We start from the raw sequence: 15,529 nt of genomic DNA on the forward strand, positions 1-15,529 counted from the left end.
TTTCTATAGTTCCGTTCCAATAACTATCGGGACTGGAAAAGATCACATCGTCCAGATGGTGATGAAGAAGAGGAAGAATCGATACGCCTCCAACGCCAGGAACAATCCAAGAATACCGGCAAAAGCTTTTAGTATTAAACGCTTGCCCTTCTGACCATAAAATGTTCGGGCTGCATAGAATATAAAGTATAGATTGGTAGATACGAAGATGATGGTGAGTGTAAGGTCATTCAGATATACACCATAGGTTGCATGACTCACACGAAAGATTTTGTTGATAAGCGCGAACAGCAACGATAGCCCGATAGCATTTACCGCCAGGTTAAAACTTGTAAGCTCCACAGCAAATGCCACGTGATCGGTAAAGTAACGGTTCTTCTTTCGGAATATAACACTGAGTGGTAAAGAGGCAAGTACGACAAATACTACGATCAGCAGCTTGGCCAGGCTTGTGGTCTTGTCGTTATACATCAATTCGAAACCGGCCATGGTCATACCATCTTTTTTAAGGATGCCGGCAACAATACTCCTGGCAAGTTTACTATGCGGCAGCACATGCAGTTGTGTGTAGAGCGATGAGTTGAACATCTGCAGCACTGGAAAGAGAAAGTATATCAGGTTCAGAATGAAGAACATCTGCAACGGGCGCATATACATCACTCTTCTGCCGTCTACATACTCGCGTGATAAAAAGCCCGGCCTGGATATAGTTGACCACAATGATTTGATAAACCTGTTATCCACGAAAGTGGTGGCGACCAGTACGGTTCCCAGGAACGATTTGAACTTACGGTCTTTAGGCTCAATTACTTTTTCACCGCACAGGTTACAATACAGTCCAACGAACGTGTGGCCACAGCTTTTACACGTGTGTTCTTGCAAGGCGAGGTTATCCATTTCTTCTACAGGCTCTGGTTAGTATCTATACTTGTCAACGTATAATGGATCGGGATGATCACATCAACTATTGCCGAGTGCTTTTAATACCCGATGCGCCCTTACGGTAAACCCCGGTGATGCATAGGGGAGTTGATCTTCGAGTATGATCTTCAGTTCTTTTTTAAGATCCGGTTCTTTTTCAATGATGTTACTCAATACTGTCATGGCGAATACCTTGATCGCAATGGCTTCCTTTTTACTTTGCAGATACTGAAAGCAAAGGTCGGCAACATTACCGTGAAGTGACTTTGGGATCGTGCAGAACTGAAGGAACCGCATGGTGTTTCTCTTCACAGCATCGTGAATGCCGGGCTCTTGCAGGTGCCTGAGTATTCGCTTCAGATGCGGCTTAACCAGGGTCGGATTACGCTCAACACAAAGGTTAAGCGGCCAGGAAGCTCGCTGCGTAATACGATAAGGTCCTTTCAAGAACGTATCAACCAGAACTTTAAAGTGGGTAGGATTATCGTTCACATAATCAGCAATTTTGGTAGCCTGACTTCTAGTATGAGCTCGAAGTAATTCGCGGGTTAAATCCATTGAAAGGTTATTAGATCAATTGACCGTCACTACAGACAGATAAACTTTTCAAAATAAGTGTTTTTGATTTTGACATTTACATTTGGTTAAGATTAAACCATGACCTATGGGAGTACTTTTAGCACTACTGTCTACTGCTTTAGTCCAGATCGGTCTTTGTATCTTTTGTTTCATCCAAAAAGCTCGTTTGAAGGTTAATACTTAATCACAAATATTTTTTTCGGGCACGTGGAGCTTTTGACAATCAAAGAGCTTCACGTTTTTTATTTTGTCGTAATCCTAAAATGATCTATATTCAATCCTCAAGCACGCGCACATGGCAACGTTGAGCATGTCAAAGAAAAAATTATTCACCGCAGATTATGAGATTCATGCATCTATCAAGATGCTATATCCCTATATACAGACTGCGAGTGGTCTTTCTGAATGGTTTGCCGATGACGTCAGGATCAACAATGAAGACAAGTGTTTTACTTTCTTTTGGGATAGTGAAGAACACAAGGCCCGGCAAACAGCTCATCGCACCAATCATTTTGCACGCTTCGAATTTTTACCGGAGAATGATAATGATACTCGCGATCCATCGTACTTCGAACTCCGGCTTGAGTTCAACGAGCTCACACAGTCAGTCTATCTAAAGGTGTTTGATTACTCAGACTTTGATGATCACAAAGAACTTCAGGATCTGTGGGATGGACTGATCGAAACGCTTCGTAAAACCGTAGGCGGTTGATATATTTTCCCGCTCAATAGCTCACTAAAAATTTTTATTCGTTCGCATTGGCTTTATTTTTGAGCTTATGCTCTATATGAAAAAGATAGACAAGCTTGTCTTGGATGCAATCATCGGCCCGTTCCTCATCACCTTCCTGGTCGTTGTCTTTATCCTGTTGAATGTAAACATGTTGAAGTACTTCGATGACATCATCGGGAAAGGGCTGGATTACTGGACACTCGGACAACTGTTTTTTCATTTCGCTGTATTTACGGTACCTACTGCCATGCCATTGGCCGTGCTGCTGTCGTCACTCATCGCCTTTGGAAATTTAGGAGAGCACTTTGAGTTAACAGCCATCAAAGCTTCAGGCGTTTCACTCGTGCGTGTATTGCGTCCGATCTTCTTCTTCGTATTGGTGTTAACGGCTTTTGCATTTTATGCCAACAACGACCTCGTGCCTAAGTCAGCACTCGAAGCCTATAGTTTGCTGTACGATATAAAGCAAAAGAAGCCTGCACTTGATCTTCGTGAAGGAGCATTTTACAACGGCATCAACGACATCAGTATAAAAGTAAACAAGAAGTTTCCCGATGGCATTACGTTAAAAGATGTGATTGTGTACGACCATCGCAAGAATGATGGTAACAAAGAAGTTACGATCGCAGACTCGGGTAGAATGCAAACTATACTCAACGAGCGCTACCTGAAGTTTGAATTGTTCAACGGGTTCAATTATACTGAAGGCGCTAGCAACGAGCGTGAAGTAGTAGGGCAGAAGCGTAACCGGAATTCTGAAACGCTGAGTCGGAGTAAATTTGCTAAGACACAAGTTGTGTTCGACTTGTCATCGTTCCAGATGGATCGCACCGACAAGAAGTGGTTTCAGAGCAATCGGATCATGCGTAATCTGGGGCAGTTGGATGGCGATATTGATTCCATCCGAAGAGAGATCCTGAACCAACGTCTTAATCATTATTTATACCGCCCCAGTTACTTCAGCTATTACCTTCGGAAAGACACAACCATCATGCCGCTGGAAGTATATAAACATAAACTATATAGAGACTCGATCAACAGTCTTCCGTATCGTGATAAGATGCACCCACAAGGTGAGCAGCAACCTCCGCTACCCGCTAAAGTTATAGAACAACCTCCTGCTAAAACCGAGAAGCCGGCAACAACCACGGAGCAACCTTCAACAACGGCCACAGCTAAGATTGAGAAAAAGGTAACAGAGAAACCTGCGGCTGTTAAGAAAGATACAGCACCTCCGACTGCATTTAAAAAACTGGATCGTCCTCGTGCGCTGGAGCATGTGAGGAAGCGGCCGATAAAGAAACCGGCTGTTAAACAAGAAACGAGGAAGACCGAGTCGACAGTAAAGCCTGTCTTGCCCGCTAAAAAATTACCGATGACTGACTCTGCTTTTCGTGCCAAGGTAGATAGCGTATTTAAAATAGAGCCGGCCGCCGAAGTATGGCAAGGTGCAGCCAACACCGCGCGCCAGGTGAAGAGCCAGGTACAGAACGCGAACGGCAGCATCGATAATTATGCAACCGAGCTGCGCATCTTCGAGATTCAATGGCATAAAATTTTTGCGAGCTCTTTTGCCTGCATCGCTATGTTTTTGATTGGTGCTCCGTTGGGGGCCATCATCAAGCGAGGAGGTTTGGGAGTTCCGTTCCTGGTATCGATACTCTTCTTTATAGTATACTATGTATTGACGATGCAAGGGGAGAAGCTGGCCAAGCAGGGAAACCTGAGTATTATTGCCGGAGTATGGATGGCCGATATCCTGTTATTTATCACGGGTTTATTTTTCCTGCGACAGGCTCGCGTGGATGCCAGACTATTTGAAGCTGATTTCTACAGTGTTATCGTAGATAAAATAAAGCGTTGGTTTACACAAAAAAAACAGCGAAACCAGTCGCAACCGGTTTAAGTTGTTTAAAGTTTGTGGTAGTTCTTGGAAAATTCGGCCATTTTGGCTTACCTTTGCCCGCTGAAATAAGAAGATAAAAATAATTTTTTGAGATGTATTTAACTACTGAAATTAAGCAAGGTCTGTTTTCGAAGCACGGCTTTGGTAAGAAGAATGAGGATACAGGTTCTCCTGAGTCTCAAATTGCCCTGTTCACGCATCGTATCAACCACTTGACCCAACACTTGAAAGAGAATAAAAAGGATTTCTCAACTCAACAAGGCTTGATGAAATTGGTAGGTAAGCGTAAGAAGCTGTTAAACTACCTCCAGAATACGAACATCGAACGCTACAGGGCGGTTCTAGCAGATCTCGACCTGAGAAAATAAGAAATCTACATTCCCCGAAGGGAACCCGACCAAAGGTTCCCTTTTTGCATTTTTAAAAAATGAGGTAAACCTGTGTGGGTATATCTCCAACAATCTATTTTATGAAACCGACTGTTATAACAAAAACATGTAAGCTGCCCGATGGCCGCGAGATAACCATTGAAACCGGAAAGCTGGCTCGTCAGGCAGATGGTGCCGTTGTTTTAAAAATGGGTAACACCATGTTGTTGGCTACTGTGGTATCGGCTCAGGATGCCAAAGAAGGTACAGACTTCCTTCCCTTATCTGTTGATTACCAGGAGAAATTTGCTTCTACCGGAAAAGTACCCGGTGGATTTTTGAAACGTGAAAGTAAATTATCGGATTACGAAGTATTGATCAGCCGTTTGGTTGACCGAGCGATCCGTCCGTTGTTTCCTGCAGATTATCACGCAGATACGCAGGTAATGATATATCTTATCTCCGGGGATGAGAGTGCGTTACCCGATGCTCTCGCGGCATTTGCTGCATCAGCTGCATTGACTATATCTGATATTCCTTTCCAGGGGCCTATATCTGAAGTACGCGTTGCGCGTGTTGACGGCAAATTTTTGATCAACCCATCCATGGCTGACAAGAGCCGTGCTGATATAGATCTGATCGTTGCTGCTTCCATCGAAAACATTTTGATGGTAGAAGGCGAGATGAAGGAAGTGAGCGAAGAAGATATGCTGCAGGCATTGAAGATTGCTCACGAAGCAATCATTGAACAATGCAAAGTACAAATTGAGTTTGCAGAAGCAGTTGGTCGTAAAGAGAAGCGTGTGTATAGCCACGAAGTGAACGATGAAGCGTTGCGTGCTGAGTTATTTACTAAATTCTATGACCAGGTTTACGCTGCTGCTGCACGTTTGCTTACCAATAAGAAGGAAAGATCGGAAGCGCTATCGAAGCCACTCGATGAATACCTCGAGTCGTTACCAGAGGATAGCACAATCGATCCGGGAATGGTAAAGCGCTACTATAAAGATATTATGAAGAAGGCTGCGCGTGATCTGGCACTTAACCAGGGATTACGTCTGGATGGTCGTAAGACGCGCGAAATCAGATCAATATGGTCTGAAGTTGATTACCTTCCTTCAACACATGGTTCATCAATATTTACCCGTGGTGAAACACAATCGCTCACAACGGTAACGCTAGGCACCAAACTCGATGAGCAGATGATTGATGGTGCTATGATTTCCGGATCAAGCAAATTTATACTGCACTATAATTTCCCAGGTTTCTCAACCGGAGAAGTGAAGCCGAACAGAGGTCCGGGCAGACGTGAAGTTGGTCACGGTAACCTGGCCTTCCGCGCGTTGAAGCAAGTGCTTCCGCCAGATGAAAAGAATCCCTATACCATTCGTGTGGTATCTGATATTCTGGAGTCTAACGGATCATCTTCTATGGCAACTGTATGTGCCGGTTCGTTGGCGCTGATGGATGCTGGTGTTCCTGTTAAAGGTCCGGTATCAGGTATAGCAATGGGTATGATCTCCGATAGCCAGACGGGTAAATATGCGATCTTGTCTGACATCCTGGGGGATGAGGATCACTTAGGTGATATGGACTTTAAAGTAACAGGCACTGAGCAAGGCATTACAGCTTGCCAGATGGACCTGAAAGTAGATGGCTTAACGTATGAAGTATTACGCGAGGCATTGCTGCAGGCGAAAGAAGGAAGACTTCACATTCTCAACGAGATGAAGAAGACTATGTCAGCTCCGCGTGCCGAACTGAAACCACATACGCCTCGTGCTGAAACTGTCATCATCGAGAAAGAGATGATTGGTGCAGTAATCGGGCCCGGTGGTAAAGTTGTTCAGGATATACAAAACACAACCGGTGCAACTGTCGTTATCGAAGAAGTTAACAATAAAGGAGTAGTGAACGTCTTTGCAAATAGCAAAGAGGTTATGGATGCCGCGTTAAGACGCATTAAAGGCATCGTAGCGGTTCCTGAAGTAGGAGAGGTTTATGATGGCAAGGTAAAATCCATCATGCCGTTCGGAGCATTTGTAGAGTTTATGCCAGGTAAAGATGGCTTGCTCCACATCTCTGAAATTAAATGGGAACGCCTGGAGTCAATGGAAGGTGTGCTGGAAGTTGGTGAGGAAGTGAAAGTAAAACTGATCGAAGTAGACAAAAAGACTGGCAAGTTCCGTCTATCGAGAAAAGTATTACTGCCAAGACCTCCGAAGAAGGAAACAACTGCAGCAGAATAATCGTACACCGGTAATTGACAGGAACTAACTTTTAACAGTATATTGTTAACTAAACGAACGTAAACAGAGCAAGACAGGAACATGAGACAGCTTAAGATCAGTAAACAAATTACCAACCGCGAGAGCCAGTCGCTGGATAAATACCTTCAGGAGATTGGTAAAGTTGACCTCCTTACGCCAGATGAAGAAGTGGAGTTGGCGAAGCGTATCAAAGAAGGTGATCAGATAGCCCTGGAAAAACTCACCAAAGCTAACCTGCGTTTCGTTGTGTCTGTAGCAAAACAATATCAGAATCAAGGACTTTCATTGGGCGACTTGATCAATGAAGGTAACTTAGGTTTGATTAAAGCTGCTCAGCGTTTCGATGAAACCCGTGGTTTCAAATTCATATCGTATGCCGTATGGTGGATTCGTCAGTCTATCCTGCAGGCTTTGGCAGAACAATCCCGTATCGTTCGCCTGCCGTTGAACCGCGTTGGATCATTGAATAAAATCTCGAAGACATTCTCTGAACTTGAACAGAAATATGAGCGCGAGCCTTCTCCGGAAGAACTTGCCGAAGTGTTGGATGTAACAACAGCAGAAGTTGTTGATACCATGAAGATCTCGGGTCGTCATGTTTCCATGGACGCTCCGTTTGTTCAGGGTGAAGAGAACAGCTTGCTGGATGTATTGGAGAACGACAGCGAAGAGACACCAGACTCTGGTCTGATGAACGACTCGCTGAGAAGAGAAGTACAACGCGCACTTTCTACACTGACACAACGTGAAGCAGATGTTATAACGCTGTACTTTGGTCTGAACGGTGAACACTCCATGACACTCGAAGAGATCGGGGAGAAGTTCAATCTGACACGCGAACGCGTTCGCCAGATCAAGGAGAAGGCTATCAGACGCCTCCGTCACACTTCCAGAAGTAAAGCTTTAAAACCTTACCTCGGTTAAAAATCAATATTTTTGAAATATTTTAAGGGTCTCGAATTCCGAGACCTTTTATTTTGTTACCCTATCAAAATAGAATTTATGGCAAAAGAAGAAGTGAAAGTCCTCATCATCGGCTCCGGCCCGGCCGGATATACCGCTGCAATCTATGCAGCACGTGCTGGTCTCAAACCCGTGTTATACACCGGAGGTCAACCAGGAGGTCAGCTTACCACTACGAACGATGTTGAGAATTTTCCCGGTTATCCGGAGGGTATAAATGGTCCGCAGATGATGTTGGACCTTCAAAAACAAGCAGAACGGTTTGGCACCAAAATCAATTATGGTCTGGTTACAGCCGTAGATTTTTCAGGTTACCCCCACAAGGTAACGATCGATGAGAAAGATGAAGTGATTGCTGAGTCAGTGATCATTGCAACAGGAGCAACAGCAAAATACCTCGGGCTTCCTTCCGAAGAGAAGTTCTATAACCGCGGTGTTTCGGCTTGCGCAGTATGCGATGGATATTTCTATCGCGGTAAAGAAGTAGCTGTTGTCGGGGCAGGCGATTCTGCTGCCGAAGAAGCTACTTATCTGTCAAAACTTTGTACCAAGGTGCACCTGATTGTAAGACGTGATGAGATGCGTGCTTCGAAGATCATGCAGAACCGCGTGATGAATACACCAAACATTGAAGTACACTGGAATACAGAAACCGAAGAGATACTGGGTGATGACAGCGGTGTAACGGGAATACGTATCGTAAACAACAAGACTGGTGAGAAGAAGGTAGTTACCTTACAAGGTTTCTTCCTCGCGATCGGGCACAAGCCTAACACCGACATTTTTAAAGACTATATCGAGATGGATGAGACAGGCTATATCAAAGTACAGGCTGGTTCAACCAAGACAAATATAGAAGGCGTATTCGCTGTTGGTGATGCTGCTGATAAAGTATATCGCCAGGCTATTACCGCTGCCGGTACAGGTTGTATGGGAGCACTGGATGCCGAGAAGTTTCTTGTAGCAAAAGAGTTACAAACAGCATAACGGCTTATCAATAATTTGATTTTTTAGTGGCGACTACAGATTGATCCGTGTATCATTATCTGTAGTCGTTTTCATTTATATTCACACATCATTTCCACCTATGAAACTAGATATACTTGTACTTTCTGCACACCCGGATGACGCAGAGCTTGGCTGTGGCGGCACCATCGCGAAGCATGTTGCCTTAGGACATAAAGTAGGATTAGTTGATTTTACTCGGGGCGAGCTGGGTACACGAGGCACGCCTGAGACACGTGCTGTCGAAGCAGCGAATGCAGCAAAGATACTGGGCGTTGAAGTACGCGATAACCTCGGATTGAAAGATGGATTTTTTCAGAATGATCCGGAGCACCAGCTGAAAGTTGTCCAGGCTGTGCGAAAATATAGACCTGATGTAGTGTTGTGTAATGCCGTATACGATCGACATATAGATCATGGTAAAGGAGCGTCACTCGGATATGATGCGTGCTTTCTTGCCGGTCTTGCCAAGATCGAGACAACCGATGAACAGGGGAACAAGCAGGCTGCATGGAGACCTAAAGTAGTATACCACTATATCCAGAGCTTGCTCATCGAACCTGATTTTATTGTAGATATATCCGGGTATTGGGACACCAAGATCGAAGCGATCAAGGCATTCAAGACACAGTTCTTTGATCCGAATAGTAAAGAACCGAATACCTATATATCAAGCCCTGCCTTTTTGAGAATGGTGGAATCACGCGCACTCGAATTTGGTCACGCGCTGGGCGTACAACACGGTGAAGGCTTTACTACGAGACGTTATCCCGGTGTCAATAATCTCCTGGATTTAATATAGTTATATAGTTAGCTTCCTGATTTTTAATCAGGGAGCTAACCGGTATATCTTCCAGGCACCATCAATCTTGTTGAACTGAATACGATCGTGTAGTCGACTTGGTCTGCCTTGCCAGAATTCTATCAGCAACGGATCTACCTCGAAGCCTCCCCATTGGTGGGGCTTCGGTAATATTTCCTGTCCTTCAAATTTCTTTTCCATCTGCTTCACACGCTCTTCCAGAATAGAGCGGCTCTCGATGATGGCACTCTGCGGTGATGACCATGCACCGATCTGTGACCCGCGCGGACGACTTTGAAAATATTCTTCTGATCGTTTTGTGTCGATGCGTGTAGCCGTTCCTTCAATACGCACTTGTCGCTCCAGCTCCGGCCAGAAAAATGTTAACGCACACGCTGGTGTTTTCTCAAGCTCTTTTCCTTTGGAGCTTTGATAATTCGTGTAGAATACAAACTTACTGTTCTCAATACCTTTCAGTAAAACAATGCGGCTAGTAGGTGTTCCGGTAGCATTAATGGTAGCGAGATTCATGGCGTTAGGTTCAGGTACCTGCGCCTGCACAGCCTCGGTAAACCACTTCTCAAATTGTTTAACAGGGTCGCGCTGCACACTCGTAACATCGAGTGAAGCTTTCGAATATTCTTGACGTAAATCTGCAATGGCAAGCATTTCTTTCTAAAATTGAATTGTAAGTTTATATTACCGGAGTATTTCAGCCACTGACGTTTATCAGTGTGCAAACATGATATCCTACCTTTCCTCCGGCCAAAATTAATTTTTAAAGACGCGAAAGAAACAGGCACACTGAAAAAACTTTCCCGACTCTTTATCAATCGATTTAAAGATAATTATAGGTAAGCCTATAGATGATCAGAAATAAAATTTGCACAGGTGAGACTGAAGTATTTTATTCATAGTATTAAACGAATGAAATTTAGTATCAGGCAAGCGTTAAAGAATGGAGTTTTTCAAGTATAAAAATCAACTTAAACCAGAGAAAGGAAGGTTGCTTATATCAGAGCCTTTTCTTCCTGATCCGAATTTTGAGCGCACCGTAGTGTTATTGTGCGAGCATAATGATGAAGGTTCATTTGGTTTCGTAGTAAATAAACCCTCTATATTGAAAGTAAATGAAGTGATGGAGGATATCAAAAAACTCGAAGACATCGTTTATGTAGGTGGACCGGTACAGCAGGATACATTGCATTTCCTTCATCGCAATACAACGCTTGAAGGAGCCGTTAGTGTAGCACAGGAAGTATACTGGGGCGGAGACTTTGAAGGACTTATATCACAGATTGATATGGGGATCATTCTTTCAAAAGACATTCGGTTTTACCTGGGATACAGTGGCTGGGGCCCCGGACAATTGGAAGCTGAACTGGAAGAGGAGTCGTGGATTGTGTGTGATTTTGCTACCGATGAGTTGCTTTTTGATACCGAGCCTGCTATGATCTGGAAGAAAGCGCTGGATAGTATGGGGGGGCGTTTTTCGATATATTCGAACTACCCTGTTGATCCTCGTATGAATTAGGCATTTTTAGTTAAATTTACGCTAAGCGCGTACCATAGAACGATTTATTGACCATGGAAATGGAAAGAGATAAAAGAGAGGAAAATGTACAGGAAGCCGGATTGGCTGAACGCCATGGCGATACGTTACACTCTGAAATAGATTTAGCAGATCATCACGATGCCACAACGGATGAGGTACTGGAAGAAGAGCATATAGACTATAGCCACTTCACCAAGCACGAACTCGCCAACCTGGTAAAGGATCTTGCCAAAGAAGATAACTTTAAACGTGTTGATAATATACTGCGTGAAGTAAAGCCTTTGTACGATGATATGCGTGAGAAGGAAAAGGCAGAAGCGCTCATCAAGTTTATAGCAGCCGGTGGTATAGAAGAAGACTTTGAGTATAAAGGTGATGAATCAGATTTAGTCTTCGATGCAAACCTGAAACTCATTCGCGACAGAAGAACCAATCACCTGCGTCAGCAGGAAGAACGGAAGAACGACAACCTTCGCAGAAAGCAGGAGCTCCTGGAAAAGATACGTGAGCTTGCCGACTCTCAGAATTCAGATGCACAGTTTGAACAATTCAAAGAGCTGCAGAAAGAATGGAAAGGTATAGGCCCGGTACCAAGCGCGCAGGCGAAAACACTATGGGCTAATTACCATGCACTGGTAGATCGCTTCTATGATAATCAAAGTATATATTTCGAACTGAAGGAGCTTGATCGCAAGCGAAACCTCGAAGCGAAAGTTGAACTCTGTGTACGCGCTGAGAAATTGGCAGATGTTGAAATCATCAAAGATGCTATACGTGAGCTTAATGAACTTCACCACGAATTCAAACATATAGGTCCTGTACCGAAAGATGATAAGGAAGTAGTATGGCAACGCTTCAAGGCAGCCTCGGATGCTGTGTATGCAAAGCGTGATCAATACTTACAAAAACTTCAGCAGGAGCTACACGGTAATCTCGATCTGAAAGCAAAGCTCAGCGATGATGTGCAGGAGTATTCTACATTTGATTCCGATCGCATCAAAGAATGGAACCAGAAGACGAAAGATATACTCGAGATCCAGAAGCGTTGGGAAGTGATAGGAGGATTACCGCGCGCCAAAGCAAAAGAAGTTAACAAGAAATTCTGGGGCGCATTCAAGGCGTTCTTTAATAATAAAAATGCATTCTTCAAAAAGCTCGATGAAGAGCGCGAGAAGAATCTGCAGTTAAAGAATGAACTCGTTGAGAAAGCGCACGCGCTGAAAGAAAGTCATGACTGGGAGAAAACTTCCAATGAATTGAAAGTATTGCAGCAGCGCTGGAAGGAGATAGGTCCTGTACCGGAGAAATTCCGCGAGAAAGTATTTAAAGACTTCAAAGATGCCTGCGATTACTTCTTCGATCAGAGACGCACACAGCACGGTAAAATTGAAAATGAGCAGGCCGACAATCTCAGACAGAAAGAAGAGATCTGTACGATACTGGAGAGTCATGCAGCCGCAGGAACGGCCGCTCCGGAAGTATTGAAAGACCTGCAGGATCGTTTTAACGCGATAGGCTTTGTACCGCGAAAAGATATAAGCACAATTCGTAACCGCTATCACGAAGCTGTGGATAAGTTTGTAAGCCACATCCAGGGCTTCAGCGAAGACGATAAGAGCAAGCTTTTACTGGAGAACCAGTTAAGTGACCTGAAGAACGATCCGATGGCAGAACGCAAAATATACCAGAAAGAACAGGCCATTCGTAAGAAGATCAGCAAAGTTGAAAACGACATTGCCCTTTGGAAAAACAACTTGGAGTTCTTCTCGCGTTCACAAAATGCCGAAAGCGTTCGTGCTGAGTTTAACGACAAAATCAAAGAAGCAGGTGATCACCTCAAGCAACTAAAAGATCAGCTAAAACTGCTCAAAACGATTTAGCGCGATCATCAATATCTACATCACACAAAACAAAAAATGCTGAAATCTCTTTCAGCATTTTTTGTTTATATACCTGTATATATAGGCCAAATATAATTCGATGATTTTAGTAGTCTTTCAATCTTAGAATCTTCTAATTTTCCAATCCTAAAATCCATAAAATAAAAAAAGCGGCTCATTGAACCGCTTTGTCTTTCTGAGCCCCCTGTCGGAATCGAACCAACGACCTACTGATTACAAGTCAGTTGCTCTACCAGCTGAGCTAAGGAGGCTTTCACTTTTCAACGCCTTCTGCGTTAATGAGGGTGCAAAAATAAATCAAGAATGGATATCCGCAAATCTTTATTCAAAATTAGTTAAGATTTTTTAGAGATTTTTTGATCTAATATTTTTAGTGTATCCTATTTTTGGTTGACTAAAAATATTAGTTTTGATTGTTAAGTGCTTATGTATATGTGGGATAGAATTCAAGAGAAGCTTCAGATACTCTCGGATGCAGCGAAATATGATGTGTCTTGCTCTTCGAGTGGCAGTAAACGCAGTAACGATTCAAAAGGACTTGGTCACACAACAGGTGCCGGCATTTGTCATAGCTATACAGAGGATGGTCGCTGCGTTTCATTGTTAAAAATTCTGCTGACTAATTATTGCATTTACGATTGTGCCTATTGCGTGTCGCGAAGAAGTAACGATGTGAAGCGTGTCGGGTTCACGGTGAAAGAAGCAGTCGAGCTGACTATAAATTTTTACAGACGAAATTATATCGAAGGACTTTTTCTGAGCTCCGGTATTTTTAAAAATTCAGACTATACCATGGAGCGTCTTGTGCGTGTAGCGAAAACGTTGCGTACGGAATATCGCTTCAATGGATATATACATCTTAAAACCATTCCCGGTTGTAGTGAAGACCTTGTAAAACAGGCAGCATTATATGCTGATCGTCTGAGTGTTAATATAGAGCTGCCGTCCGAAAATAGTTTAAAGGTGTTGGCTCCTGAGAAAAACAAAACGGATATCATTCGGCCGATGTCGTATCTCAGCAACAGTATCGAGGCGTATGCCGATGAAAAGAAAGTAATCAAAAGCACACCGGCATTTGCTCCGGCCGGACAAAGTACACAAATGGTGGTAGGAGCAAGCCCGGAGAATGATTTGCAGGTAATGACCATTGCCGATGCTCTCTATAAAAAATATAAACTTCGCAGGGTATATTATTCTGGTTACGTACCGGTATCCAACGACAGCCGTTTACCACAGCTTGGCACCCCCGTACCGATGATTCGCGAAAACCGCTTATACCAGGCAGACTGGTTAATGCGCTTCTATAAATTTTCATTTCGAGAAATTGTAGATCCCGCACATCCACAGCTTGACCTCGATATAGACCCCAAACTAAGCTGGGCACTGCGCAACCTTCACCTGTTTCCCATTGATATTAACCACGCTGATTACGAAATGATTTTACGCGTACCCGGCATCGGTGTGCAGTCAGCATTGCGAATTATTCAGGGACGAAGGTATAGCAAGCTCGGTTGGGATCAACTGAAACAGATGGGTATAGCGGTAAGTCGTGCGAAACACTTTATAGTCTGTACGAGTAAAGATCATCCGCGTGACATAAACGAAGCGGCCTTGCGACAGCGGATCTTACGGCAAAGTAAATATGCCGCCACGTTAACACCACAACTCTCCATATTCTGAAATGACTCAACTGGTATACGATGGAAGTTTTGAAGGATTACTCACCTCGATCTTTGAGCTATACGAGCGGAAGATAGGAGATGCACGCGTTGTGCGCAATGGCAGCTGGCAGTCTGAGTTAACCGCTTCATATTTGGAAATTATACCCGATCAGAAAAAAGCAGAACGTGTCTGGAACGGTCTCAAACAAAAACTCTCAGTAGATAAACGCAACGAAATATACCAATGTTTTTTGTCGGAGCTTCCGGAGATGGAAGGTACACTGGTCACGTTTATCCGTCACGTCTTCGATAGTAAACATTCCGTTGAGAAAGATTATAGTAACAAATCCGTTCTGGCCATCGAACAGATCGCGCACAAGGTATATCGCGAGAAGCATCGCATGGAAGCGTTTGTACGGTTTCAGCGGACTACTGACGATCTGTATATAGCTTCTATCGACCCCGACTTTAATGTACTGCCACTGATTATCTCACATTTCCAGGAACGTTATGCCGACCAGCACTGGCTTATCTATGATAACAGGCGTAACTATGGTATACATTATAGCAAAGATACCTTCAGCGTGCAGGAAGTGCGGATGGAGTGGGAGGCAATTACACATCATGAATTCCTGCCGGCATCCACCTGTCATGAAGAAGAACTGGTATACCAGTCGCTGTGGAAAAATTACTTTCAGACTATAAATATCCAGGCGCGCAACAATCATAAACTGCACATACGCCATGTGCCTGTGCGGTATTGGAAGTATCTCACCGAAAAGCGCACATCCTGACTTTATGGGGAGCAATTTGCTCATCGATCGGTATACATGGTCACACGCCATTTCCCGGGAAACGGGCATAA

General features: G+C 43.9%; 14 protein-coding genes and 1 tRNA gene. 11 read left to right on the plus strand and 4 right to left on the minus strand.

Going from position 1 to position 15,529, the window contains the following annotated elements; translation table 11 throughout:
* Positions 1–42 precede the first annotated feature (42 nt).
* Complete coding sequence (locus ACFQ21_RS28230) at positions 43–897, minus strand: DUF3667 domain-containing protein (RefSeq protein WP_377585670.1); 855 nt, start codon at positions 895–897, stop codon at positions 43–45.
* Positions 898–960: 63 nt separating this feature from the next.
* Positions 961–1,479, minus strand: coding sequence for a hypothetical protein (locus ACFQ21_RS28235; RefSeq protein ID WP_377585673.1), 519 nt, complete (start codon positions 1,477–1,479; stop codon positions 961–963).
* 331 nt (positions 1,480–1,810) lie between these two features.
* On the opposite strand from ACFQ21_RS28235, the gene ACFQ21_RS28240 reads away from it, so the two are divergent.
* The 7 genes from ACFQ21_RS28240 to bshB1 all read left to right on the plus strand — a co-directional run bounded on the left by ACFQ21_RS28240 (position 1,811) and on the right by bshB1 (position 9,547).
* Positions 1,811–2,212, plus strand: coding sequence for an START-like domain-containing protein (locus ACFQ21_RS28240; protein WP_377585676.1), 402 nt, complete (start codon positions 1,811–1,813; stop codon positions 2,210–2,212).
* 76 nt (positions 2,213–2,288) lie between these two features.
* On the plus strand, positions 2,289–4,139 hold the full coding sequence (locus ACFQ21_RS28245; protein ID WP_377585679.1) for an LptF/LptG family permease: 1,851 nt from the start codon (positions 2,289–2,291) through the stop codon (positions 4,137–4,139).
* A gap of 92 nt (positions 4,140–4,231) precedes the next feature.
* Positions 4,232–4,507, plus strand: a complete 276-nt coding sequence (gene rpsO / locus ACFQ21_RS28250) for a 30S ribosomal protein S15 (protein WP_377585682.1) — start codon at positions 4,232–4,234, stop codon at positions 4,505–4,507.
* A 101-nt stretch (positions 4,508–4,608) separates the two neighbouring features.
* Positions 4,609–6,756: a polyribonucleotide nucleotidyltransferase gene (gene pnp / locus ACFQ21_RS28255; RefSeq protein ID WP_377585685.1), complete on the plus strand. Its 2,148-nt coding sequence runs from the start codon at positions 4,609–4,611 to the stop codon at positions 6,754–6,756.
* A gap of 81 nt (positions 6,757–6,837) precedes the next feature.
* On the plus strand, positions 6,838–7,701 hold the full coding sequence (locus ACFQ21_RS28260; protein ID WP_073130761.1) for a sigma-70 family RNA polymerase sigma factor: 864 nt from the start codon (positions 6,838–6,840) through the stop codon (positions 7,699–7,701).
* A gap of 78 nt (positions 7,702–7,779) precedes the next feature.
* Positions 7,780–8,727, plus strand: coding sequence for a thioredoxin-disulfide reductase (trxB, locus tag ACFQ21_RS28265; protein WP_377585689.1), 948 nt, complete (start codon positions 7,780–7,782; stop codon positions 8,725–8,727).
* Between the two features lie 100 nt (positions 8,728–8,827).
* On the plus strand, positions 8,828–9,547 hold the full coding sequence (gene bshB1, locus ACFQ21_RS28270) for a bacillithiol biosynthesis deacetylase BshB1 (RefSeq protein WP_377585692.1): 720 nt from the start codon (positions 8,828–8,830) through the stop codon (positions 9,545–9,547).
* A gap of 27 nt (positions 9,548–9,574) precedes the next feature.
* Here the strand turns inward: bshB1 and pdxH are convergent, their stop codons facing one another.
* A complete protein-coding gene (gene pdxH, locus ACFQ21_RS28275) occupies positions 9,575–10,216 on the minus strand; it encodes a pyridoxamine 5'-phosphate oxidase (RefSeq protein WP_377585694.1) in 642 nt (213 codons plus the stop codon).
* Between the two features lie 289 nt (positions 10,217–10,505).
* Between pdxH and ACFQ21_RS28280 the strand changes: the two genes are divergently transcribed.
* Both ACFQ21_RS28280 and ACFQ21_RS28285 read left to right on the plus strand, forming a co-directional pair.
* Positions 10,506–11,081, plus strand: coding sequence for a YqgE/AlgH family protein (locus tag ACFQ21_RS28280; protein ID WP_377585696.1), 576 nt, complete (start codon positions 10,506–10,508; stop codon positions 11,079–11,081).
* Positions 11,082–11,134: 53 nt separating this feature from the next.
* Entirely contained in the window at positions 11,135–12,982 is a 1,848-nt protein-coding gene (locus tag ACFQ21_RS28285; RefSeq protein ID WP_377585699.1) for a DUF349 domain-containing protein, read from the plus strand.
* A 199-nt stretch (positions 12,983–13,181) separates the two neighbouring features.
* Here the strand turns inward: ACFQ21_RS28285 and ACFQ21_RS28290 are convergent.
* Positions 13,182–13,254, minus strand: a tRNA-Thr gene (locus ACFQ21_RS28290).
* A gap of 181 nt (positions 13,255–13,435) precedes the next feature.
* On the opposite strand from ACFQ21_RS28290, the gene ACFQ21_RS28295 reads away from it, so the two are divergent.
* Complete coding sequence (locus ACFQ21_RS28295; protein WP_377585702.1) at positions 13,436–14,683, plus strand: putative DNA modification/repair radical SAM protein; 1,248 nt, start codon at positions 13,436–13,438, stop codon at positions 14,681–14,683.
* A 1-nt stretch (position 14,684) separates the two neighbouring features.
* Entirely contained in the window at positions 14,685–15,458 is a 774-nt protein-coding gene (locus ACFQ21_RS28300) for a TIGR03915 family putative DNA repair protein (protein ID WP_377585704.1), read from the plus strand.
* The last annotated feature ends 71 nt before the right edge of the window (positions 15,459–15,529 follow it).

The organism is Ohtaekwangia kribbensis (assembly GCF_042676245.1).
Lineage (GTDB): Bacteria > Bacteroidota > Bacteroidia > Cytophagales > Cyclobacteriaceae > Ohtaekwangia > Ohtaekwangia kribbensis.

What these genes read in the sequence shown, in the direction of transcription:
- ACFQ21_RS28285 (WP_377585699.1), top strand. Translation starts at nt 11,135, where the DNA reads ATGGAAATGGAAAGAGATAAAAGAGAGGAAAATGTACAGGAAGCCGGA.
- ACFQ21_RS28295 (WP_377585702.1), top strand. Translation starts at nt 13,436, where the DNA reads ATGTGGGATAGAATTCAAGAGAAGCTTCAGATACTCTCGGATGCAGCG.
- ACFQ21_RS28235 (WP_377585673.1), bottom strand. Translation starts at nt 1,479, where the DNA reads ATGGATTTAACCCGCGAATTACTTCGAGCTCATACTAGAAGTCAGGCT.
- bshB1 (WP_377585692.1), top strand. Translation starts at nt 8,828, where the DNA reads ATGAAACTAGATATACTTGTACTTTCTGCACACCCGGATGACGCAGAG.
- ACFQ21_RS28230 (WP_377585670.1), bottom strand. Translation starts at nt 897, where the DNA reads ATGGATAACCTCGCCTTGCAAGAACACACGTGTAAAAGCTGTGGCCAC.
- trxB (WP_377585689.1), top strand. Translation starts at nt 7,780, where the DNA reads ATGGCAAAAGAAGAAGTGAAAGTCCTCATCATCGGCTCCGGCCCGGCC.
- rpsO (WP_377585682.1), top strand. Translation starts at nt 4,232, where the DNA reads ATGTATTTAACTACTGAAATTAAGCAAGGTCTGTTTTCGAAGCACGGC.
- pdxH (WP_377585694.1), bottom strand. Translation starts at nt 10,216, where the DNA reads ATGCTTGCCATTGCAGATTTACGTCAAGAATATTCGAAAGCTTCACTC.
- ACFQ21_RS28245 (WP_377585679.1), top strand. Translation starts at nt 2,289, where the DNA reads ATGAAAAAGATAGACAAGCTTGTCTTGGATGCAATCATCGGCCCGTTC.
- ACFQ21_RS28240 (WP_377585676.1), top strand. Translation starts at nt 1,811, where the DNA reads ATGTCAAAGAAAAAATTATTCACCGCAGATTATGAGATTCATGCATCT.
- ACFQ21_RS28260 (WP_073130761.1), top strand. Translation starts at nt 6,838, where the DNA reads ATGAGACAGCTTAAGATCAGTAAACAAATTACCAACCGCGAGAGCCAG.
- pnp (WP_377585685.1), top strand. Translation starts at nt 4,609, where the DNA reads ATGAAACCGACTGTTATAACAAAAACATGTAAGCTGCCCGATGGCCGC.
- ACFQ21_RS28280 (WP_377585696.1), top strand. Translation starts at nt 10,506, where the DNA reads ATGGAGTTTTTCAAGTATAAAAATCAACTTAAACCAGAGAAAGGAAGG.
- ACFQ21_RS28300 (WP_377585704.1), top strand. Translation starts at nt 14,685, where the DNA reads ATGACTCAACTGGTATACGATGGAAGTTTTGAAGGATTACTCACCTCG.